The sequence below is a fragment of the Vulcanithermus mediatlanticus genome, from assembly GCF_055385885.1.
This window is the reverse complement of sequence record NZ_AP042385.1, coordinates 1,616,401-1,633,720: the sequence shown is the minus strand read 5'-3', so window position 1 is coordinate 1,633,720 and position 17,320 is coordinate 1,616,401. Positions and strand designations below refer to the sequence as shown.

Annotated in this window: 32 protein-coding genes; 3 read left to right on the top strand and 29 right to left on the bottom strand. The window is 63.9% G+C overall.

Translation table 11 applies throughout. The annotated features are described in order from the left end of the window. Positions 1-12: 12 nt before the first annotated feature. Positions 13-1,212 (bottom strand): CaiB/BaiF CoA transferase family protein, encoded by a 1,200-nt coding sequence (locus ACZ5BT_RS09470; protein ID WP_464884344.1) that lies wholly within the window; start codon positions 1,210-1,212, stop codon positions 13-15. Positions 1,213-1,277: 65 nt separating this feature from the next. Then, a complete protein-coding gene (locus tag ACZ5BT_RS09465; protein WP_464884343.1) occupies positions 1,278-2,234 on the bottom strand; it encodes an alpha/beta hydrolase-fold protein in 957 nt (318 codons plus the stop codon). A 74-nt stretch (positions 2,235-2,308) separates the two neighbouring features. On the opposite strand from ACZ5BT_RS09465, the gene ACZ5BT_RS09460 reads away from it, so the two are divergent. The 3 genes from ACZ5BT_RS09460 to ACZ5BT_RS09450 all read left to right on the top strand — a co-directional run bounded on the left by ACZ5BT_RS09460 (position 2,309) and on the right by ACZ5BT_RS09450 (position 4,443). After that, positions 2,309-2,776, top strand: coding sequence for a redoxin domain-containing protein (locus ACZ5BT_RS09460; protein ID WP_464884342.1), 468 nt, complete (start codon positions 2,309-2,311; stop codon positions 2,774-2,776). Between the two features lie 101 nt (positions 2,777-2,877). Next, positions 2,878-3,909 (top strand): zinc-binding dehydrogenase, encoded by a 1,032-nt coding sequence (locus ACZ5BT_RS09455; protein WP_464884341.1) that lies wholly within the window; start codon positions 2,878-2,880, stop codon positions 3,907-3,909. A 6-nt stretch (positions 3,910-3,915) separates the two neighbouring features. Next, positions 3,916-4,443 carry a LabA-like NYN domain-containing protein gene (locus ACZ5BT_RS09450; RefSeq protein WP_464884340.1) on the top strand — a complete coding sequence of 176 codons (528 nt, stop codon included), beginning with the start codon at positions 3,916-3,918 and terminating at the stop codon, positions 4,441-4,443. 47 nt (positions 4,444-4,490) lie between these two features. On the opposite strand, the gene rplQ is transcribed toward ACZ5BT_RS09450, so the two are convergent. The 27 genes from rplQ to rplB form a co-directional block, all read right to left on the bottom strand. Continuing rightward, entirely contained in the window at positions 4,491-4,868 is a 378-nt protein-coding gene (gene rplQ, locus ACZ5BT_RS09445; RefSeq protein WP_464884339.1) for a 50S ribosomal protein L17, read from the bottom strand. A gap of 4 nt (positions 4,869-4,872) precedes the next feature. Then, positions 4,873-5,808, bottom strand: a complete 936-nt coding sequence (locus ACZ5BT_RS09440) for a DNA-directed RNA polymerase subunit alpha (RefSeq protein ID WP_464885813.1) — start codon at positions 5,806-5,808, stop codon at positions 4,873-4,875. Between the two features lie 2 nt (positions 5,809-5,810). Further along, positions 5,811-6,440 (bottom strand): 30S ribosomal protein S4, encoded by a 630-nt coding sequence (gene rpsD / locus ACZ5BT_RS09435; protein ID WP_464884338.1) that lies wholly within the window; start codon positions 6,438-6,440, stop codon positions 5,811-5,813. Positions 6,441-6,447: 7 nt separating this feature from the next. Then, complete coding sequence (rpsK, locus tag ACZ5BT_RS09430; RefSeq protein ID WP_464884337.1) at positions 6,448-6,846, bottom strand: 30S ribosomal protein S11; 399 nt, start codon at positions 6,844-6,846, stop codon at positions 6,448-6,450. A 33-nt stretch (positions 6,847-6,879) separates the two neighbouring features. Next, entirely contained in the window at positions 6,880-7,260 is a 381-nt protein-coding gene (gene rpsM / locus ACZ5BT_RS09425) for a 30S ribosomal protein S13 (protein ID WP_464884336.1), read from the bottom strand. 5 nt (positions 7,261-7,265) lie between these two features. Next, on the bottom strand, positions 7,266-7,379 hold the full coding sequence (gene rpmJ / locus ACZ5BT_RS09420) for a 50S ribosomal protein L36 (RefSeq protein ID WP_013704484.1): 114 nt from the start codon (positions 7,377-7,379) through the stop codon (positions 7,266-7,268). A 9-nt stretch (positions 7,380-7,388) separates the two neighbouring features. Beyond that, positions 7,389-7,607 (bottom strand): translation initiation factor IF-1, encoded by a 219-nt coding sequence (gene infA, locus ACZ5BT_RS09415; RefSeq protein WP_464884335.1) that lies wholly within the window; start codon positions 7,605-7,607, stop codon positions 7,389-7,391. Between the two features lie 8 nt (positions 7,608-7,615). Then, positions 7,616-8,368 (bottom strand): type I methionyl aminopeptidase, encoded by a 753-nt coding sequence (map, locus tag ACZ5BT_RS09410; protein ID WP_464884334.1) that lies wholly within the window; start codon positions 8,366-8,368, stop codon positions 7,616-7,618. Continuing rightward, positions 8,335-8,931, bottom strand: coding sequence for an adenylate kinase (locus tag ACZ5BT_RS09405; RefSeq protein WP_464884333.1), 597 nt, complete (start codon positions 8,929-8,931; stop codon positions 8,335-8,337). Before ACZ5BT_RS09405 ends, map begins: the two co-directional genes overlap by 34 nt. A 14-nt stretch (positions 8,932-8,945) precedes the next feature. Next, positions 8,946-10,265: a preprotein translocase subunit SecY gene (gene secY / locus ACZ5BT_RS09400; protein ID WP_464884332.1), complete on the bottom strand. Its 1,320-nt coding sequence runs from the start codon at positions 10,263-10,265 to the stop codon at positions 8,946-8,948. Position 10,266: 1 nt separating this feature from the next. Next, positions 10,267-10,737 carry a 50S ribosomal protein L15 gene (gene rplO / locus ACZ5BT_RS09395; protein ID WP_464884331.1) on the bottom strand — a complete coding sequence of 157 codons (471 nt, stop codon included), beginning with the start codon at positions 10,735-10,737 and terminating at the stop codon, positions 10,267-10,269. Next, complete coding sequence (gene rpmD, locus ACZ5BT_RS09390) at positions 10,734-10,919, bottom strand: 50S ribosomal protein L30 (protein ID WP_464884330.1); 186 nt, start codon at positions 10,917-10,919, stop codon at positions 10,734-10,736. Before rpmD ends, rplO begins: the two co-directional genes overlap by 4 nt. Further along, the gene (rpsE, locus tag ACZ5BT_RS09385) at positions 10,919-11,389 is read right to left on the bottom strand and encodes a 30S ribosomal protein S5 (protein WP_464884329.1); all 471 of its coding nucleotides are present in this window, start codon (positions 11,387-11,389) and stop codon (positions 10,919-10,921) included. The genes rpmD and rpsE overlap by 1 nt, the downstream gene beginning before the upstream one ends. Positions 11,390-11,398: 9 nt before the next feature. Further along, entirely contained in the window at positions 11,399-11,743 is a 345-nt protein-coding gene (rplR, locus tag ACZ5BT_RS09380) for a 50S ribosomal protein L18 (RefSeq protein WP_464884328.1), read from the bottom strand. Positions 11,744-11,751: 8 nt separating this feature from the next. Next, the gene (gene rplF / locus ACZ5BT_RS09375; protein ID WP_464884327.1) at positions 11,752-12,294 is read right to left on the bottom strand and encodes a 50S ribosomal protein L6; all 543 of its coding nucleotides are present in this window, start codon (positions 12,292-12,294) and stop codon (positions 11,752-11,754) included. Next, the gene (gene rpsH / locus ACZ5BT_RS09370; RefSeq protein WP_464884326.1) at positions 12,294-12,713 is read right to left on the bottom strand and encodes a 30S ribosomal protein S8; all 420 of its coding nucleotides are present in this window, start codon (positions 12,711-12,713) and stop codon (positions 12,294-12,296) included. The genes rplF and rpsH overlap by 1 nt, the downstream gene beginning before the upstream one ends. 65 nt (positions 12,714-12,778) lie before the next feature. Next, positions 12,779-12,964: a type Z 30S ribosomal protein S14 gene (locus ACZ5BT_RS09365; protein ID WP_464884325.1), complete on the bottom strand. Its 186-nt coding sequence runs from the start codon at positions 12,962-12,964 to the stop codon at positions 12,779-12,781. A gap of 8 nt (positions 12,965-12,972) precedes the next feature. Then, entirely contained in the window at positions 12,973-13,524 is a 552-nt protein-coding gene (rplE, locus tag ACZ5BT_RS09360; RefSeq protein WP_464884324.1) for a 50S ribosomal protein L5, read from the bottom strand. 8 nt (positions 13,525-13,532) lie between these two features. Then, positions 13,533-13,856 (bottom strand): 50S ribosomal protein L24, encoded by a 324-nt coding sequence (rplX, locus tag ACZ5BT_RS09355; RefSeq protein WP_464884323.1) that lies wholly within the window; start codon positions 13,854-13,856, stop codon positions 13,533-13,535. Beyond that, entirely contained in the window at positions 13,856-14,224 is a 369-nt protein-coding gene (gene rplN, locus ACZ5BT_RS09350; protein WP_464885812.1) for a 50S ribosomal protein L14, read from the bottom strand. The genes rplX and rplN overlap by 1 nt, the downstream gene beginning before the upstream one ends. Continuing rightward, entirely contained in the window at positions 14,224-14,514 is a 291-nt protein-coding gene (gene rpsQ / locus ACZ5BT_RS09345) for a 30S ribosomal protein S17 (protein ID WP_464884322.1), read from the bottom strand. The genes rplN and rpsQ overlap by 1 nt, the downstream gene beginning before the upstream one ends. Before the next feature lie 3 nt (positions 14,515-14,517). Next, positions 14,518-14,718: a 50S ribosomal protein L29 gene (gene rpmC / locus ACZ5BT_RS09340; RefSeq protein ID WP_464884321.1), complete on the bottom strand. Its 201-nt coding sequence runs from the start codon at positions 14,716-14,718 to the stop codon at positions 14,518-14,520. Further along, the gene (gene rplP, locus ACZ5BT_RS09335; RefSeq protein WP_464884320.1) at positions 14,705-15,130 is read right to left on the bottom strand and encodes a 50S ribosomal protein L16; all 426 of its coding nucleotides are present in this window, start codon (positions 15,128-15,130) and stop codon (positions 14,705-14,707) included. The genes rpmC and rplP overlap by 14 nt, the downstream gene beginning before the upstream one ends. Further along, positions 15,117-15,857, bottom strand: a complete 741-nt coding sequence (gene rpsC, locus ACZ5BT_RS09330; RefSeq protein ID WP_464884319.1) for a 30S ribosomal protein S3 — start codon at positions 15,855-15,857, stop codon at positions 15,117-15,119. The genes rplP and rpsC overlap by 14 nt, the downstream gene beginning before the upstream one ends. Further along, complete coding sequence (gene rplV, locus ACZ5BT_RS09325) at positions 15,847-16,188, bottom strand: 50S ribosomal protein L22 (RefSeq protein WP_464884318.1); 342 nt, start codon at positions 16,186-16,188, stop codon at positions 15,847-15,849. Before rplV ends, rpsC begins: the two co-directional genes overlap by 11 nt. Positions 16,189-16,197: 9 nt before the next feature. Further along, positions 16,198-16,479 carry a 30S ribosomal protein S19 gene (gene rpsS / locus ACZ5BT_RS09320; protein WP_464884317.1) on the bottom strand — a complete coding sequence of 94 codons (282 nt, stop codon included), beginning with the start codon at positions 16,477-16,479 and terminating at the stop codon, positions 16,198-16,200. Positions 16,480-16,488: 9 nt separating this feature from the next. Further along, positions 16,489-17,319 (bottom strand): 50S ribosomal protein L2, encoded by an 831-nt coding sequence (rplB, locus tag ACZ5BT_RS09315; RefSeq protein ID WP_464884316.1) that lies wholly within the window; start codon positions 17,317-17,319, stop codon positions 16,489-16,491. Between the last annotated feature and the right edge of the window lies 1 nt (position 17,320).

The window sequence follows — 17,320 nt, the reverse complement described above, 5'->3', positions numbered from 1 at the left end:
GGGGGGCGGCCTTTAAGTGGCGGCCCTGATGACGCCCGCGGCCTCGAGGGCGGCAAGCGTTTCCTGATCCAGACCCAGCACCCGGCCGAGGACCTCGAAGGTGTGCTCCCCGAGCCGCGGCGGGGGTCCGGCGGGCTCGGCCGGGGTGCCCTGCATCCCCTTGAGCGCATCGGCCACCAAGGGAAGCGTTCCAATCGTGGGGTGCTCGACTTCCCACACCACCCCCCTGGCCCGGGCCTGGGGATCGCTGAAGGCTTCCGCGAGGTCGTAGACCGGCGTCGCCGGCACCCCGACCCGGTTGAACATGGCCAGCCACTCATCTCGCGGCTTTTGCCGGAAAACGGCTGCGAGTTCCCGAATCAGCGCCTCGCGGTGCCGAACCCGGTCGGCGTTGGTGGCAAAACGGGCGTCGCGGGACAGGTCCTTCCGCCCCATGGCCTCGCACATCCGGACGAACTGCGCGTCGTTCCCCACCGCAAGGATGAACCACCCGTCCGCGGCTTCGAAGGCTTGGTAGGGAACGATTTGCGGGTGCTGGTTGCCGAGCCTTCTCGGCGCGTTCCCCGTGATCAGGTAGCTTTGGGCCTGATTTACCAGCGCCATCAAACCCACCTCGAAGAGCGAAAGATCGATGTATTGCCCCCGACCGCTCCGCTCGCGCTCCAGCAATGCGGCGAGAATCGATGAGAGGGCGGCCCACCCGGTGAGGACATCGATGAGGGCCACCCCCACCTTCATCGGCGGCCCCTTGGGGTCCCCGGTGATGCTCATCAACCCGGTCATGCCCTGGAGCGCCACGTCGTAGCCCGGCTGATTCGCCCTCGGCCCCCACTGGCCAAAACCGGTGATCGAGACGTAGATGAGACGGGGATTCACGCCCCTGAGCGACGGTTCGTCGAGCCCGTACTTCTTGAGCCCGCCCACCTTGAAGTTCTCGACCAGCACGTCAGCCTGCTGGGCCAGCGCCCGAACCAGCTCGGCGCCCCGAGGATCCTTGAGATTGACGGCCAGGCTCTTTTTGCCCCGGTTGGCCGAAAGAAAGTACGCGCTCTCGCCGGCCACGAACGGCGGCCCCCAGCGACGGGTGTCGTCCCCCGTGAGCGACTCGATCTTCCAGACCTCGGCGCCCAGATCCGCCAGGATCTGGGTCGCGAACGGTCCGGCCAAAACGCGCGAGAGATCGAGAACCCGGGTCCCTGATAGAACGCCCATGCCCCCAGCCTAATCACCCTACCCCGGCGCTCGCCATGCACCGGGCGCAGGCGGGCCAGGGGCGTTTAGAGCGGCAGGTCGCGCCCTAAAAGTTCTCTGAGACCCGGGGCGATTCCCTGCCGCCAGGTCACCCAGTTGTGTCCCGAGGGGCGCTCGCGGTACGCGTGCGCCAGGCCCCCTTCTGCCAGCATGGCGGCGAAGCGGCGAGCCGGGGCCAGGAGCCATTCCAAAAGACCGACCTCGATGTATACCCGACCCGAAAGCGCCTTTTCCGCCAACCGCTCGGTCAGCCATTCCGGGTCGCGGTGCGCATCGCTCCCTCCCGGTCGCGCGCGGAGCGCCGGCGAGTGCGCCATAGCGAACGAGAACGCGGCTTCTTCACCCCAAAGCCAGAGCGAGGCGAGGCCCCCGAGCGACGCCCCCCAAAGCCCTGCGGAAAGCCCGTCGCCAAAGCGCGGAAGCAGCTCCTCGAGGACCAAAGCCCGGTACGCGGGATCAAAACGATACTCCCGGTTCCGGTCCGACGGCTCGATGAAGACGATTCGAACCGGGTGTATTTCCCCGGAGCGAATCAGGGCCTCGGCGATCTCAGCCATCTTCCCGATCCGGAAAAACGCGACCCCGTCCTGGACAAAAAGCACGGCCCTCGGTTTTTCAGCCGGCTCGTAGACGATCAAACGGCGCGGCTCACCGAAGGCCCTGGATTCGAACTTCATCCTCTGCAATCGACCCGGCGGGACCCCAAGCCGCGGCGGGGCCTCGTAGCGCCAGCCGGGAAGGACCACGGCCCGGGCGTAATCCCACCAGGGGTTTTCGGCCAAGTGCGTTGCAGCGGGGTCCGGAAAGGGCCGTCCCTCGGCGTCGAGGTAGGCGTATTCGATGTAGCTTCCGGGCGGGAACGCGCGCCTGACGGGGCCGGAGACTGGAATCGGCCTTCGCAGCCAGTCGGTAAAATCGCCCACCAACGCCCGTGCCCCCGGGGGTGGAAAGAAGGTCACGTAACGACCTCGGATCTCAACCACGCCACCATTTTGTCATCTAAGACGCACTCGCCCCGACCCAAAGGGGGGTAAGTTGAGGCCGGAGGTTTGAGACTATGGCGATCAACGTTGGTGATCATGTTCCCAGTGCTGTGGTATTTGATAGGGACTTACATCCCGTTGACCTGGCGAGCTACGGACGGGGCAAGCCGCTGGTGATTCTTTTCTTCCCCGGCTCGTTCACCTCGGTCTGCGAAAAGGAGCTTTGCACCTTCCGCGACCAGATGGCGCTCTACAACGAGATCGGTGCCGAAGTGGTCGGCATCAGCGTCGACACCCCGTTCTGCCAAAAGGCCTTTGCCGAGAAAAACAACATCGGTTATCCCCTCCTTTCCGACTTCAACAAAGAAGCGATTCGCGCCTTTGGCGTGGTGCTCCCGGAGCTCAAGGGGTTGAAAGAACTGGCCCAGCGTGCGGCGTTCGTGGTCGACGCCGACGGCATCGTCCGCTGGCGCTGGGTTGCGGACAACCCGGGCCTGGAGCCCCCCTACGACGAAGTCGCGGAAGCGGTTAAAAAACTCTAAGCGGAAAGCGGAGTGTTCCAAAAAGGCCCGCCGCGCCCGAGGGCGCGGCGGGCCTTCAACGCCTGGTTGCAGGATCGGGCGAGCGGTTCATAGCATAAGGCATGCGTGCAGCCTATATCGAAGCTTTCGGAGAAACCGATGTTCTCAAGGTCGGCGAGCTGCCCCTTCCCGAGCCCGGCCCCGGTGAAGTTCGGGTACGGCTCGTGGCCGCCGGCGTGAACCACCTCGACGTCTGGATTCGAAAGGGCGTAGCCAACCCCAAAATCAGCTTCCCCCACGTCCTCGGCGCCGACGGGGCCGGCGTCGTGGACGCGATCGGTCCCGGCGCCGACGACACGCTCCTCGGCAAGGAGGTGGTGCTCAACCCCGGGGTTTCCTGCGGGCGGTGCGAGGCCTGCCTCTCGGGGGCGGATAACCTCTGCCCCGGCTATCAGATCCTCGGCGAGCATCGTCACGGCAGTTACGCAGAGTACGTCATCGTGCCCCAAACCAACGTCGCGCCCAAACCCAAAGCCCTGAGCTTCGAGGAAGCGGCGAGCTTCCCCCTGACCTTCCTCACCGCCTGGCAGATGGTGGTGGACAAACTCCGCGTCAGCCCGGGCGAGACCCTCTTGGTGATGGCGGCAGGCAGCGGGGTCGGCGTCGCCGCGCTCCAGATCGGCAAGCTCTTCGGCGCCAGGGTCATCGCCGCCGCCGGGAGCGACGAAAAACTCGCCCGGGCTCAAACACTCGGCGCCGACGAGGTGGTGAACTACAACGAGCCCGGCTGGTATAAGGCGGTTCGAAAGCTCACCGGGGGCCAGGGTGTGGACGCCGTCGCCGATCACACCGGGCGCGACTACTGGGAGTCGGTGATCAAGGCCACGCGCAACGGCGGGCGAATCGCCCTGGTTGGCGCCACCAGCGGCTACCAGGCAACCACCCCGCTCGGACACATCTTTTACCGGCAGCTCACCATCTACGGATCAACCATGGCCTCAAAATCGAGGCTCTTCCGAATCTTGCGCTTGATCGAAGCCGGGAAGCTCCGCCCCGTGGTCGCCGACGTCCTGCCGCTGGCCGAGGCCAGGGAGGCGCACCGTCGCCTCGAGGGCCGCAGTGTGTTCGGCAAGATCATCCTGCGGGTAAGCTAAGGCGATATGGAACGACTGGCCATTTTCATCGATGGGTCCTTCGTATATTCCGCCTCCCGGCGCATGGGGTGGAACGTCGACCACCGCAAGACCCTCGCTTATTTCCGCGAGGGCCACGCTTTCTACAACGCCTTCTATTACGCCCCGATCACCGACATCAACGACGAACGGCAAAAGAAATTCCTCGACGCCCTGGCGTTCATGGGCTATACGGTTCGCTGGCGAGAGGTTCACTCCGAACCCCGCTTCGACGCCGTCATCGCCACCGACCTCCTCCTCACCGCACCGCGTTGGGAGGTCGCAGTCCTCGCCGCCGGCGAAGCCGGGCTCGCCGCCCCGGTGGAGGCGGTCCGCGCCCTGGGCAAGGAAGTCTGGCTCCTCGGCATCGACGACAGCATCGATCTTGAGCTGCGGTCGGCCGCGGACCGTTTCCTCGACCTCCGCGAGCTCCGGCACGAGCTGGAACGGGAAGCGGGGGGGCGGCGCATCTACCCCGCCATCGACACGCCGGAAAAAGACGAGGGCGAGGTCTAAAACGCCCCCTGCCCGGATCCGGGCAGGGGGCGCGGTCGAGTTCGAGGCTAAGCTTCGGCGCCGTTTTCGGCCTCGACCAACTCGATGATCGCCAGCTGCGTCCCGTCGCCACGGCGACGCTTGGCCAGCTTGAGAATACGGGTATAACCGCCTGGCCGGTCCTTGTAACGGGGGGCGATCTCGTTGAAGAGTTTGCGAACGACCTCGAGGTCGTGAATGTCGCGAATGACGAGCCGGCGCGCGGCCAGATCGCCCCGCCGGGCCACGCTGATCAGTGGCTCGACGAACCGCCGCAGCTCCTTGGCCTTGGGGATCGTGGTCTCGATCCGACCGTGCCGCAACAGTTGGGTCGCCTGGTTGCGCAACAACGCGAGCCGGTGGCTCGAGTGGCGACCGAGTTTTCTTCCTGCTTTCCTGTGTCGCATCGTTTCACTCCTTTAAGGAAAGCCCGCGCGCCGAAAGGCGCTGCAAGATCTCGTCAACGCTGCGCTCACCAATACCGGGGATTTTCTTGAGGTCACGCAGGGAGAGCACGAGCAGATCCTCCACGGTGTGCACACCCTCTTCTTTGAGGTTATGCAGCACGCGGGTGCTCAGCTCGAGCTCCTCCAAGGGGGTGCGCGATTCCTCCTGCTCGCCGGCCTCCTCCGTCGCCTCGGCGGGCTCCGCCTCAACCACCTCACCGGCCGGGGCGAAGAAGTTGAAGTGCTCTTGCAAGATCTCGACCGCCTGCGAGAGCGCGGCTTGCGGGGAAACGGAGCCGTCGGTCCAAATCCTGAGGGTCAGCTTGTCGAGGTCGGTCCGCTGACCGAGACGGGTGTCCTCGACGTGGTAGGCCACCCGGCGCACCGGCGAGAAGAGCGCGTCCACCGGGATCGAGTTGATGCGGTCCTTGATGTTATGGCGCTCGGCGGGGACATAACCCACGCCCCGATCGACGCGAACTTCCATGACCAGGCGCGCCCCATCGCCAAGGGTGGCAATGGGAAGGTCGGGGTTCACGATCTCGGCGTCCGAAGGGACTTCGAAATCGGCGGCCCTGACCTCCTTCGGCCCTTCGGCCCGCAGGCGGAGGGTGACGGTTTCGACCTCGGGGTCGAGGATCTTCACCACCAACTCTTTGAGGTTAAGGACAATCTGAACGACGTCCTCGCGCACCCCGGGCAAGGTCTGGAACTCGTGCAGCGCGTCCTCGATGTAGACGCTGGTCACCGCGGTTCCGGGAATCGACGAGAGCAGGACTCGCCGCAGCGGGTTGCCCAGCGTCACGCCAAAACCGCGCTCCAAAGGCTCGAGGACGAACTCTCCATAGTTGCCCTCGACCTTGGCCTCAAAACGAGGTGCCTTGAGCTTCGTGGTCTCCATCATCACCTCGAGTAGTACTCGATCACCAGTTGCTCGTTGACCGGGAGTGCCAGGTCCTCACGGTCGGGCAGCCTCAGGAACTTGCCCTCGAGCTTATCGGGGTCAAAAGCCAGCCAGGGGCTGCCCTTGCGTCCCTTGGCGAGCTCGACGTTGGCCTGGATGGTGTCGAGGTTCTTGGACTTTTCGTACACCGCCACCGTGTCGCCGGGTTTGACGCGGTAGCTCGGAATGTCGACGCGGCGACCGTTGACGGTAATGTGCCCATGGCGAACGATCTGGCGCGCCTGCCGGCGGCTGGCAGCGATGCCGAGGCGGTAGACCACGTTGTCGAGACGCGACTCGAGGAGGTGCAGGAACACCGTACCCGTCACGCCCTTTTTCTTGGACGCCTCTTCGAAAAGGCTCCGGAACTGACGCTCGTTGAGGCCATAGATGCGGCGCAGCCGTTGTTTTTCCCGCAGACGGATCGCGTAGTCGGAAGGCCGGCGGGAACGCTTCTGCCCGTGCTGACCGGGCGGGTAAGGCCGGCGCTCCAAAGCGCACTTCGGCCCGTAGCAGCGCTCACCCTTGAGGTAGAGTTTAATGCCTTCCCGTCGGCAGAAACGGCACACTGGTCCAATGTATTTACCCATATCTCACTTACCCCCGCTTTTTCTTCTTGGGACGGCAGCCGTTATGCGGAACCGGGGTATCGTCCACAATCGACCGCACCTGCAAACCCGAAGCCTGCAGGGCCCGGATGGCCTGCTCGCGCCCGGCACCGGTGCCCCGGACGATGACGTCGACGGAAGTCATCCCGTAGTTTTGGGCTTTCTTCGCCGCGTCCATGGCCGCGAGCTGGGCCGCATACGGCGTCCCTTTGCGGCTTCCCTTATAGCCGATCACCCCGCCCGAGGACCAGGTGAGGGGATGCCCGTCGGGGTCGGTGATGGTCACGATGGTGTTGTTGTAGGTGGCGTGGATGTAGGCCTTGCCGTGCGCCACCTGACGCTTGGTTTTCTTCTTGACCGCTTTTGTTTTTTTCTGACGCTTGGCCATACTCTCCTCCAAGGAGTATCGACTGGCCGGAAATTACTTCCGGGGGGCTTTCTTCTTACCAGCAACCGTGCGCTTGGGCCCTTTGCGCGTCCTCGCGTTGGTCCGGGTCCGCTGACCGCGCACCGGCAACCCGCGGCGGTGCCGGAGGCCACGGTAACAACCGATGTCCATCAAACGCTTGATGTTGGCCTGCACCTCAGCACGCAGCTCGCCCTCGAGTTTCCAGGTGTTCTCCACGTATTCACGCAGCTTGACGACTTCCTGGTCGGTGAGGTCCTTGACCCTCCGCTGGGGATCGAGCCCCACCGCCCGCACCGCATCCTTGGCGCGCGCCCGGCCGATGCCATAGATGTAGGTCAGCGCCACGCTCACCGGCTTGTCCCTGGGAATTTCTACGCCTGCAATCCTTGCCATTCACCTCACCCCTGACGCTGTTTGTGTTTGGGGTTCTCGCAGATCACGTACACGCGACCGTGCCGCCGTATGACCTTGCACTTATCGCAGATCTTTTTGACCGAAGCCCTCACCTTCATCGCTTTTCCTCACTTCCGGTAAACGATCCTGCCCTGAGTTGGATCGTAGGGGGAGATCTCCACGACCACACGGTCACCGGGGAGGATGCGGATCCAATGCCGCCGCATCTTACCGGACACGTAGGCCAAGATCTCCGGCCCTGAATCGAGCTTCACCCTGAAGCGCGTGCTCGGCAACGCCTCGAGCACCACACCCTCAGTGCGAATGGTGTCCTTCTGCTTGGCCACGACCCCTCCTAAACCTCCCCGGTCAGAATCCGGGGTCCTTCCTCGGTAATCGCCACCGTGTGCTCGTAGTGGGCAGCCAGGTTCCCCTTGCCGGCACTGGCCGTCCAACCATCGTTCAATATTACTACATTTGCCGGGAAATGGGTCACCATCGGCTCAATAGCGAGCACCATTCCCGGGCGCAGCTTGGGACCGGTGCCCGGACGGCCGAAGTTGGGTACGTGGGGATCCTCGTGGAACTCCCTCCCGATGCCGTGCCCGACGAACTCGCGGACCACCCAAAAGCCAGCGTCCTCGACGTGCTTTTGCACCGCGGCCGAGATGTCGCCGATGCGACCGCCCGCCCGTGCCGCGTCGAAGCCTTTCCAGAAGGCTTCCTCGGTCACGCGAATCAGGCGCAGAGCCTCAGGAGAAACACGCCCTACGGGAAAGGTTTTGGCCATGTCCGCGGCGTAGCCGTCGTAATAAAGCCCAAGGTCGATCGAGAGTAAGTCGCCCTCCTCCAAAGGCCTCGAGTCGGGGATGCCGTGGACGACCACCTCGTTCACGCTGGCGCAAATGGTCGCGGGAAAACCCTGGTAGCCGAGGAAGGCGGGCTTTGCCCCGCGGGCGAGGATCGCTTCTCTCGCGACCTCATCCAGAAAGGCGGTGCGCACGCCGGGCCGGACATGGGCCGCGACCTCGGCCATCACCTCGGCCAGGAGGCGACCGGCGGCGGCCATTTTCTCTATTTCTTCTGGCCGCTTGATGACGATGGCCACGAAGACGCCTCCAATGCTTCGATAATTCGCCGGGTCACGGCCTCGACCTCGCCCACGCCTTCAATCCGCAAGAGCACGCCCCGACCGGCGTAGTAATCGATCAGCGGCGCGGTCTGACGGGCGTAGACCTCGAGGCGACGCCGGATCGCCTCCTCGGTATCGTCGGCCCGTCCCTCCTCGCGGGCCCGTTTGCTCAACCGGGCCACCAGCTCCTCGGTGGGCACCTCCAGGAGCACCACCGCGTCGGTGGCCAGGCCCAGGTCGCGGAGCAGGGCCTCGAGGGCCTCGGCCTGGGGAAGGGTGCGGGGAAAACCATCGAAGATGATCCGCGCCGCCGGGAGTTTTTCAATCTCCTCCCGGATGATGGCGAGAATGAGATCGTCGGGGACGAGGTCGCCGCGCGCCATGATCGGGGCCACCTGCCGGCCCAGATCGGTTCCCCGCTTGACGTGGTCGCGAAGGATATCGCCGGTCGAGATCTTCTTGAGTCCGAAATGCTCGGCGAGCCTGGCCGCCTGGGTACCCTTCCCGGCCCCCGGCGGCCCCAGGAAGATGAGAACCATTGGCTGATTCGTGCTCAAAAGCTTCGCCTCCCCTTAATCCGGCCCTTGCTCAGGAAGCCTTCGTAGTTCCGCAGCATCAGCTGGCTCTCGATCTGCCGCAGGGTATCGAGCGCCACGCCGACGACGATCAGCAACCCAATGCCCGAGAAACTAAAGGCCTGAACCCCGGTGATGTTCATGATGATCTGCGGCAACGCGGTGACGAGGCCCAAAAAGAGTGCGCCCCAAAGGGTCAGACGGCTGATGATGTGCTCCAGGAAACGCACCGTCGGCTCACCCGGACGCACCCCGGGGACGAAGCCGCCGTACTCACGAAGGTTGTCGGCAATACGACGGGGGTCGAACTGCACGGCGGTGTAGATGTAGGTGAAGAGGATGACCAGGATGACCTCGATGATCAAACCGCTGGCCCGGGTGGGGTTAAAGAACGAGGCGATGCTCTGGGCCAAGGCACTCTCCTGGAACGGCGCGGTCAGGAAGATCGGGATCTGAATGATGGCGGCGGCAAAGATGATCGGGATCACGTTGGCGGCGTTGAGCTTGATGGGCAGATAGGTGCTCTGGCCACCGTAGACCTTACGCCCCACCACCTTGCGCGCATACTGCACCGGGATCCGGCGCTCGGCCATCGTCACCGCGACCATCCCGGCAAAAGCGGCGATGATGAAGGCAAAGAAGAAGAGCAGCTGCAGCACACCGATCTCGCCGGCGCGAACCAGCCCCAGCACCCGCAGGATCTGAGGCGGCCAGGTGGCCACGATCCCGGCGTAGATGATGAGCGAGACGCCGTTGCCAATCCCGTACTCGGTGATCCGCTCGCCCATCCAAAGAAGCAGCGCCGTCCCCGCAACCTGGGTCACGACCACGATGAAGCGAAAAGCCCAACCGGGTTCCCAACCGGGCAACAGGAACTGGCCGTTGTTCGACTCAAGGAAAGCGACAGCGAGGAAAAGGGCCTGGAAGGCGGCCAGGGCCAGGCCGCCCACCCGGGTGTATTGCTGGATGATCCGCCGCCCCTCTTCCCCTTCGCGCTGAAGTTTCTCCAGCGACGGCACCACCGTAACCAGAAGCTGCATGATGATGGCCGCGGTGATGTAGGGCATGATGCCGAGGGCGAAGATCGAGAAGTTTCGGAAATTCCCACCGGAGAACAGGTTGATGATGCCGAAGATGCCGCCCGCCTGGGTCCCCAAGAACCCCTGGATCTTCTCGATATCCACCCCGGGGTTGGGGATGTAGGTGCCCAGGCGGAAAAATCCGAGCATCATCAGGGTGAAGAGAAGACGCTGGCGCAGCTCGGGGATGATGAAAGCGTCTTTGAAGGCCCGAAGCATTCTAGGCCCCCTTGCCTAGAAGTTCGACCTTCCCACCGGCGGTCTGAATCTTCTCAAGCGCGCGCTTGCTCGCCGCGTGCACGAGCACGGTGTAGGCGGCCTGAACCTCGCCGTGCGCCAGGAGTTTCACCGGCCGATCCTTACGCACGAGCCGGGCCTCGACCAGCTTCTCGGGGGTGATTTCGCCACCCTCGGGGAACTTGCGCGCCAGATCGCGAAGGTTGACCTCTTCGTAAACAACGCGGCGGATGGCGCCCGGAACCTGACCACGCATGCCGCGTTTGGGCAAACGCATCACCAGCGTGGAGCGCCCGCCCTCGTGCTTGGCCGGGTTCTTGGTGCCGCCCGAGCGCGACTTCTGGCCCTTTTGACCCCGGGTCGCGGTCTTGCCGTGTCCCGAAGAAGGCCCGCGGCCCACCCGCTTCTTGCGCTTGGTCGCCCCCGGGTTCGGGCGAAGATCGCCGAGCTTCATTCCTTCACCTCCTCCACTTCCACGAGGTGCCTCACCTTGTGAATCATCCCCCGAACAGCGGGATTGTCGGGCAGCTCGTGGACCTTATTCATCCTGGTCAGCTTAAGCGCCTTGAGCGTTGCCTTTTGGTCCTTGGCGTAGCCGATCGGGCTCTTGACCAAACGCACGCGGAGACGAGCCATCAGCCCACCTCCTTCCTCAAACGGCGTGCCTCATCCCAGGTCTGCAGCTGCCTGAGGGCCTCAAGCGTGGCGTAGGCGACGTTAATGGGGTTTCGGCTCCCCAGGGCCTTGGTCAGAATGTCGGTGTAGCCCGCCAACTCTAAGATCGCGCGAGGGACCGCCCCGGCGATGACACCGGTCCCCGGTGCCGCCGGGCGCATGATGACCCTCGTCGCACCGTATTCGACCTCGATCTCGTGGGGGATCGTGCCGTTCTCGATGGGGACCTCGATCATGTTCTTCCGCGCCACGGCCTGGGCCTTTTGCACCGCGAGCGGCACCTCTTTCGCCTTCCCCAGGCCCACGCCGACGCGACCCTGGCGATCTCCCACCACGGCCAGCGCACCGAAACGGAAGCGCCGACCGCCCTGGTAGGTCTTCGCCGTACGACGGATCATGATCATCTTCTCTTCAAAGTCGGTTTCCGGCATGTCCCCTCCTTAAAACTTGAGTCCACCCTCGCGCGCACCCTCGGCCAGGGCCTTTACGCGGCCGTGGTACTTGTAAGGACCGCGGTCGAAAACAACCTCCTCGATGCCCTTCTTCAGCGCCTTTTGAGCGATGTCGCGCCCAACCTCCCTCGCGACCTCGCTCTTTTTACCCTGGAGTTTGAGGGCGAGACTGGAGCTGGCCGCCAGGGTCACCCCTTGCTCATCGTCGATGATCTGGGCGTAGATGTGCCTCAGGCTGCGAAAAACGCTCAAGCGCGGCTTGCCCTTCGAAGTGCGCCGGATCTTGTTCCGGGTGCGAAACTTACGCCGATCGTATGCGCTCAATCTGGCCATGGTTCCTCCTACTTCGTTGTTCCAGCCTTACCCGGCTTGAGGCGGACGACTTCTCCGGCATAGCGGATACCCTTGCCCTTGTAGGCATCGGGCGGCCTGATCGCCCGGATATCCGCGGCGACCTGTCCCACCAGCTGCTTGTCGATGCCCGAAACGCGGATCTTGGTGGGCTCGGGCACCTCGATGGTGACGCCCTCCGGAGGCTCAAAGATCACGGGGTGGGAAAACCCTACGCTCAACTCAAGCGCGCGACCGCTGAGCTTGGCCCGGTAACCAATACCTTTGATCTCGAGCTCCTTGGTGTAGCCCTGGGTCACGCCTTGAACCGCGTTGGCAATCAGCGTACGGGTCAAACCGTGCAGGCTGCGATGGCGGCGGCCGTCGCTCGGGCGCTCGACACGGACCACACCATCCTCGACGACTACGCGCATATCGGGGTCGATGGCCACGGTGAGGCTGCCCTTCGGCCCCTTCACCCGCACCTCTCTCCGGGCGACCTCCACGGTGACGCCCTGCGGGATCTGGATGGGTTTCTTCCCGATTCGGCTCATCACCACACCTCGCAAACGACCTCGCCGCCGACGCCCGCGCGGCGAGCCTCACGATCGGTCATGACGCCTTTGGAGGTAGAGATGATGGCAATCCCCAGCCCGCGCTTCACCACCGGAACCTCCCGGGCCGAAACGTACACCCGGCGGCCGGGCTTGGAGACCCGGCGGATGTGCTTGATGACCTGCTCCGGGCGACGCCCGCGGGCCGTCTTGCGCACCGGCCCGTATTTGAGCGTGAGCCGCAGGTAGGGACGCCCACCGATTTCTACCACCTCGTAAGCCTTGAGGTAGCCTTCCTTGACCAGGATCTTCGCGATTTCTTCCTTGAACTTCGACGCCGGAACGTCCACTGTCTCCTTAAAGACCATGGTGGCGTTCCGAATCCTGGTCAGCATATCTGCGATTGGGTCGGTCAGCATTGTCTCTCTCCTTTATCGCTACTCGATCGCGAGCGGTCTCGAGGGAATCCCCCCGACCGTTCCCGCTACCAGCTGGCCTTCTTGACCCCCGGAAGCTGCCCTTTGTGCGCCAACTCGCGGATGCAAATCCGGCACAGCCCGAAGTAACGGTAAACCGACCGCGAACGCCCGCACCGGGCACAACGCGTGTACGCGCGCACGGAAAACTTGGGCTTCCGCTTCGCCTTTTCGATCAGTGCTTTCCTGGCCATCTTTACTCCTACTGTTTCTTGAAGGGAAAGCCGAGCAGTTCCAAAAGCGCCCTGGCTTCCTCGTCGGTCTCTGCCGTGGTGACGATCGCGATGTCCATGCCCCGCGTCTGGTCGACCATGTCGTAGGTGATCTCGGGAAACACCAGCTGCTCGCGAATCCCCAGGTTGTAGTTCCCCCGGCCGTCGAAGGCGTTGGGATCGATGCCCCGGAAGTCACGGCGCCGCGGCAAGGCCACGTTCAAGAGCTTTTCCAGAAAGATCCACATCCGGTCCTTGCGCAGGGTCACCTTGATCCCGATGGGCATACCCTTGCGGATGCGGAAATTGCTGATCGACTTCCGGGCCCGGGTAATGATCGGCTTCTGACCGGTGATGAGGGCGAGTTCCTTGGCGGCCTTTTCCAAAATCCGGACATCCTCCTTGGCCTCGCCAAGACCCTGGTTCACCACCACCTTCTCAAGCCGGGGCACCTGCCAAATGTTCTCGTAGCCGAAACGCTTCAAGAGCTCGGGGCGAACTTCTTCCTCGTACTTTTTCTTTAACCCTACGTTCAATGGCATCCTTCACCTCACGAATCCAGCGCCGCGCCGCAGTGGTTGCAGATGCGCACCTTGGTGCCATCGTCGAGCACCTTGCGCTTCACCCGCACCGGCCGCCCGCACTGAGGACAGAGCACGCGCACCTTCGCAGCGTGGATGGGGGCTTCCTGTTCACGGAACCCGCCCTGTGGATTCTCCTCGCTGGGGCGCACCGCCTTCTTCACCACGTTGACGCCCTCAACCAGGACCCGGAAGCGCTTGGGAAACACCGCGATTACCCGGCCGGTCTTCCCCCGGTACTTCCCGGAAACCACCACCACCGTATCGCCTTTTTTCACGTGACGGACACGCATCAGAGCACCTCCGGCGCCAGGGAGACGATCTTCATGAACTTCTTCTCCCTGAGTTCACGGGCGACGGGCCCGAACACGCGCGTACCCCGGGGCTCACCCTGATTGTTGATGATGACCGCGGCGTTGTCGTCGAAGCGGATGGCCGAGCCGTCCGGCCGTTTCACTTCCTTCTTGGTCCGCACGACCACCGCCCGCACCACGTCGCCTTCCTTGACCTGGCCCCGGGGAATCGCCTCCTTGACGGTGGCCACCACCACGTCACCGACGCTGGCATATTTCCGCCCGGAACCGCCCAGCACGCGGATCACCAAGATCTTTCGGGCGCCGGTGTTGTCGGCGACTTCGAGCACAGACTCCTGCTGAACCATCACTCACCCCGCTTCTTGCGTAGGAAATAACGCTCCACCAGGTCGTGTCGCCCCTCTTCGAGACGACGTACCACACGCCAGCGCTTGCGACGGGAGATGGGACGGCTCTCGATGATCTCCACCACATCCCCTACCTTGTAGGCGTTCTCCTCGTCGTGGGCGAGGTACTTCTTTGAGCGCCGCACCACCTTGCCGTAGAGCGGATGCGGAAACTGTCGCTCGACAAGGACGGATACGGTCTTGTCCATCTTGTCGCTCACGACCACGCCTGTGAGAACTTTCTTCGGCATCGTCTACTCCCTGACCTCGAGCTCCTTCTCGCGAAGGATGGTTAAAAGACGGGCGATCTCTCGCTTGGTCTCCCGGATGCGATGGTTCTGGGAAAGCTGTCCGATGGAGGCCTGAAAGCGCAGGTCCATGAGCTCGCGCTTTTTCTCGACCACCTTCTTGCGGATCTCCTCAGGGGTCATGTTGCGGATCTCATTGGGCTTCATCGTAGGCATCGCGCACCACCACCTTCGTCTTGATGGGAAGCTTGTGGGAAGCCAAACGGAACGCCTCCCGGGCAGCCTCCTCGGAGACCCCCGCCACCTCGAACATCACCCGTCCCGGCCTCACCACTGCGACCCAGCCCTCGACGTTGCCCTTCCCTTTACCCATACGGACCTCGAGGGGCTTTTTGGTGTAGGGCTTGTCGGGGAAGATCCGGATGAAGATCTTGCCACCCCGCCGGAAGTGGCGCACCATCGCCACACGGGCCGCCTCGATCTGCTGAGCGGTGACCCACGCCGGTTCCATGGCCACGAGGCCGAACTCGCCAAAGGCCACGTAGTCGCCGCCTTTGGTCGCGCCTCTCATCCGGCCGCGGTGCTGTTTGCGATACTTCACCCGCTTAGGCATCAGCATCGCCGGACTCCTCCTTCTTTACGCGTCGGCGAACGGTCGGCCGGCGGCGCCGCGGACGTTCAGGGCGAGCCTTGGCCGCCTTCATCACCGGACGTTCTCCGATCTTTTCGCCGAGGAAGACGTACGCCTTTACCCCCAGTACGCCGTAGGTGGTCCGGGCCAGGGCGGTGCCGTAGTCGATGTTGGCGCGGAGGGTATGCAGCGGCACCCGACCATCCGCCGCCCACTCGGTCCGCGCCTGCTCGGCGCCGCCGATGCGACCGGAGACCACCACCTTCGCCCCCTTGGCGCCGGCTTCCATCACCCGCTGCACCGCCTGCTTGATCGCCCGCCGCACGGCGAAGCGGCGCTCGATCTGCTCCGCCACCCGCTGGGCCACGAGCGGGGCCGACAGGTTGGGATTGGGCACCTCCTGGACGTTGAGGGCGATGTTTTTACCGGGGAAGAGTTTTTCAAGCTCCGCCCGGAGTCGTTTGATAGTCTCGCCGCCGCGACCGATGACCACCCCGGGCTTGGCCACATGGACGGTCACGCTCACGTTGTCGGCAGCGCGCTCGATGTCGATCCGGGCCACCCCGGCGTGGTAGACCTCACGCTCGATGAGCTCGCGAATTCGCCGGTCCTCCTCGAGGAGGTGCTTGTAATCTTTCTTGTTGGCGTACCAGCGGGACTCCCAGTCGCGGGTGATCCCGAGACGGAAGCCCACCGGATGAATCTTATTCCCCATGCCGTTCCTCCAAAACGATGGTGATGTGGCTGGTCCGCTTCTTGATGATGTCCGCCCGCCCGCGCGCGCGAGGCAGCACCCGCTTGAACGCCGGCCCCTCGTTGACGTAAGCCTCCTTGACGTAGAGGGCGTCTTCGAGCAGGTCGTGGTTGTTCACGGCATTGGCAATGGCGCTCTTCAGGACCTTGCGCACGGGGTGCGCCGCCCGTTTGTTGAGGTAACGCAGGATACGGTCGGCTTCCTCCGCTTTCTTGCCACGGATCAGGTCGACCACCAAGCGCACCTTGCGGGGGGACATGCGAACATAGCGTGCTGTGGCTTTGGCCTCCATGACCCCTCCTTACTTCTTCTTGGTGGCCTTGGCGTCCTTGCCATGGCCCCGGTAGGTGCGGGTGGGCGCGAACTCGCCGAGCTTGTGGCCGACCATGTTCTCCGTAATGTAGACGGGAACGTGCTGGCGACCGTTGTACACGGCGATGGTGTGGCCCACCATCTCGGGAACGATGGTGGAGCGGCGGCTCCAGGTCTTAATCACCCGCCGTTCCCCACGCGCGTTTAAAGCCTCGACCTTCTCCAGAAGGTGGTCATCTACAAAAACGCCCTTTTTCAAGCTACGCGGCATGTTTCACCCCTACTTCTTTCTCCGCGAAATGATGAAGCGGTCCGAGGGCTTGCGCTTTTTCCGCGTCTTGCGGCCTTTGGTCTGCCAGCCCCAGGGCGAAGCGGGCGGGCGGCCCCTGGGCGCGCGCCCTTCACCACCACCGTGGGGGTGGTCCACCGGGTTCATCGCCGAGCCACGGACGTGGGGCTTGCGCCCAAGCCAGCGGCTGCGCCCAGCCTTGCCCAGGGTGATGTTCTTGTGATCCGCGTTCCCGACCACGCCGACGGTGGCGTAGCACTCGGCGTGGATCTTGCGAAGCTCACCCGAGGGCAGGCGGAGGATGACGTAGTCGCCCTCGCGGCCCTGGATCTGGGCCCCGGTCCCGGCGCTTCGGGCAAGCTGAGCCCCCTTGCCCGGGACCAGCTCGACCGCGTGCACCGTGGTGCCAACGGGGATGAAGCGAAGCGGGAGAGCATTGCCGACCTCGATCGGTGCCTCCGGCCCGCTCACGACGCGCATCCCGGGCTTGAGGCCGTCGGGGGCGATGATGTAGCGCTTTTCCCCATCGACGTAGTGCAGCAAAGCAATCCGGGCCGAACGGTTGGGGTCGTACTCGATCGCGGCCACTTTGGCGGGGATCCCGGCCTTATCGCGTCGCTTGAAGTCGATGATGCGGTACAGGCGCTTGTGGCCGCCGCCGCGGAAGCGAACCGTGATGCGCCCCTGGTTGTTGCGCCCACCGGTCTTTTTGAGCGGCTCGGTCAGCGACTTCTCGGGCCGTTTCTTGGTGATCTCCGAGAAGTCGGCCACCGTCATGAACCGGCGGGATGGCGTGTAGGGTTTGAACTTCTTAATCGCCATG

Excerpts from the sequence above, each read along its gene's own strand:
- ACZ5BT_RS09470 (WP_464884344.1), bottom strand. The coding sequence starts at position 1,212 with ATGGGCGTTCTATCAGGGACCCGGGTTCTCGATCTCTCGCGCGTTTTG.
- ACZ5BT_RS09460 (WP_464884342.1), top strand. The coding sequence starts at position 2,309 with ATGGCGATCAACGTTGGTGATCATGTTCCCAGTGCTGTGGTATTTGAT.
- ACZ5BT_RS09455 (WP_464884341.1), top strand. The coding sequence starts at position 2,878 with ATGCGTGCAGCCTATATCGAAGCTTTCGGAGAAACCGATGTTCTCAAG.
- ACZ5BT_RS09450 (WP_464884340.1), top strand. The coding sequence starts at position 3,916 with ATGGAACGACTGGCCATTTTCATCGATGGGTCCTTCGTATATTCCGCC.
- rplQ (WP_464884339.1), bottom strand. The coding sequence starts at position 4,868 with ATGCGACACAGGAAAGCAGGAAGAAAACTCGGTCGCCACTCGAGCCAC.
- ACZ5BT_RS09440 (WP_464885813.1), bottom strand. The coding sequence starts at position 5,808 with ATGGAGACCACGAAGCTCAAGGCACCTCGTTTTGAGGCCAAGGTCGAG.
- rpsD (WP_464884338.1), bottom strand. The coding sequence starts at position 6,440 with ATGGGTAAATACATTGGACCAGTGTGCCGTTTCTGCCGACGGGAAGGC.
- rpsK (WP_464884337.1), bottom strand. The coding sequence starts at position 6,846 with ATGGCCAAGCGTCAGAAAAAAACAAAAGCGGTCAAGAAGAAAACCAAG.
- rpsM (WP_464884336.1), bottom strand. The coding sequence starts at position 7,260 with ATGGCAAGGATTGCAGGCGTAGAAATTCCCAGGGACAAGCCGGTGAGC.
- rpmJ (WP_013704484.1), bottom strand. The coding sequence starts at position 7,379 with ATGAAGGTGAGGGCTTCGGTCAAAAAGATCTGCGATAAGTGCAAGGTC.
- ACZ5BT_RS09405 (WP_464884333.1), bottom strand. The coding sequence starts at position 8,931 with ATGGTTCTCATCTTCCTGGGGCCGCCGGGGGCCGGGAAGGGTACCCAG.
- secY (WP_464884332.1), bottom strand. The coding sequence starts at position 10,265 with ATGCTTCGGGCCTTCAAAGACGCTTTCATCATCCCCGAGCTGCGCCAG.
- rplO (WP_464884331.1), bottom strand. The coding sequence starts at position 10,737 with ATGAAGCTCGGCGATCTTCGCCCGAACCCGGGGGCGACCAAGCGCAAG.
- rpmD (WP_464884330.1), bottom strand. The coding sequence starts at position 10,919 with ATGGCTCGTCTCCGCGTGCGTTTGGTCAAGAGCCCGATCGGCTACGCC.
- rpsE (WP_464884329.1), bottom strand. The coding sequence starts at position 11,389 with ATGCCGGAAACCGACTTTGAAGAGAAGATGATCATGATCCGTCGTACG.
- rplR (WP_464884328.1), bottom strand. The coding sequence starts at position 11,743 with ATGGCCAGATTGAGCGCATACGATCGGCGTAAGTTTCGCACCCGGAAC.
- rplF (WP_464884327.1), bottom strand. The coding sequence starts at position 12,294 with ATGAGCCGAATCGGGAAGAAACCCATCCAGATCCCGCAGGGCGTCACC.
- rpsH (WP_464884326.1), bottom strand. The coding sequence starts at position 12,713 with ATGCTGACCGACCCAATCGCAGATATGCTGACCAGGATTCGGAACGCC.
- ACZ5BT_RS09365 (WP_464884325.1), bottom strand. The coding sequence starts at position 12,964 with ATGGCCAGGAAAGCACTGATCGAAAAGGCGAAGCGGAAGCCCAAGTTT.
- rplE (WP_464884324.1), bottom strand. The coding sequence starts at position 13,524 with ATGCCATTGAACGTAGGGTTAAAGAAAAAGTACGAGGAAGAAGTTCGC.
- rplX (WP_464884323.1), bottom strand. The coding sequence starts at position 13,856 with ATGCGTGTCCGTCACGTGAAAAAAGGCGATACGGTGGTGGTGGTTTCC.
- rplN (WP_464885812.1), bottom strand. The coding sequence starts at position 14,224 with ATGGTTCAGCAGGAGTCTGTGCTCGAAGTCGCCGACAACACCGGCGCC.
- rpsQ (WP_464884322.1), bottom strand. The coding sequence starts at position 14,514 with ATGCCGAAGAAAGTTCTCACAGGCGTGGTCGTGAGCGACAAGATGGAC.
- rpmC (WP_464884321.1), bottom strand. The coding sequence starts at position 14,718 with ATGAAGCCCAATGAGATCCGCAACATGACCCCTGAGGAGATCCGCAAG.
- rplP (WP_464884320.1), bottom strand. The coding sequence starts at position 15,130 with ATGCTGATGCCTAAGCGGGTGAAGTATCGCAAACAGCACCGCGGCCGG.
- rpsC (WP_464884319.1), bottom strand. The coding sequence starts at position 15,857 with ATGGGGAATAAGATTCATCCGGTGGGCTTCCGTCTCGGGATCACCCGC.
- rplV (WP_464884318.1), bottom strand. The coding sequence starts at position 16,188 with ATGGAGGCCAAAGCCACAGCACGCTATGTTCGCATGTCCCCCCGCAAG.
- rpsS (WP_464884317.1), bottom strand. The coding sequence starts at position 16,479 with ATGCCGCGTAGCTTGAAAAAGGGCGTTTTTGTAGATGACCACCTTCTG.
- rplB (WP_464884316.1), bottom strand. The coding sequence starts at position 17,319 with ATGGCGATTAAGAAGTTCAAACCCTACACGCCATCCCGCCGGTTCATG.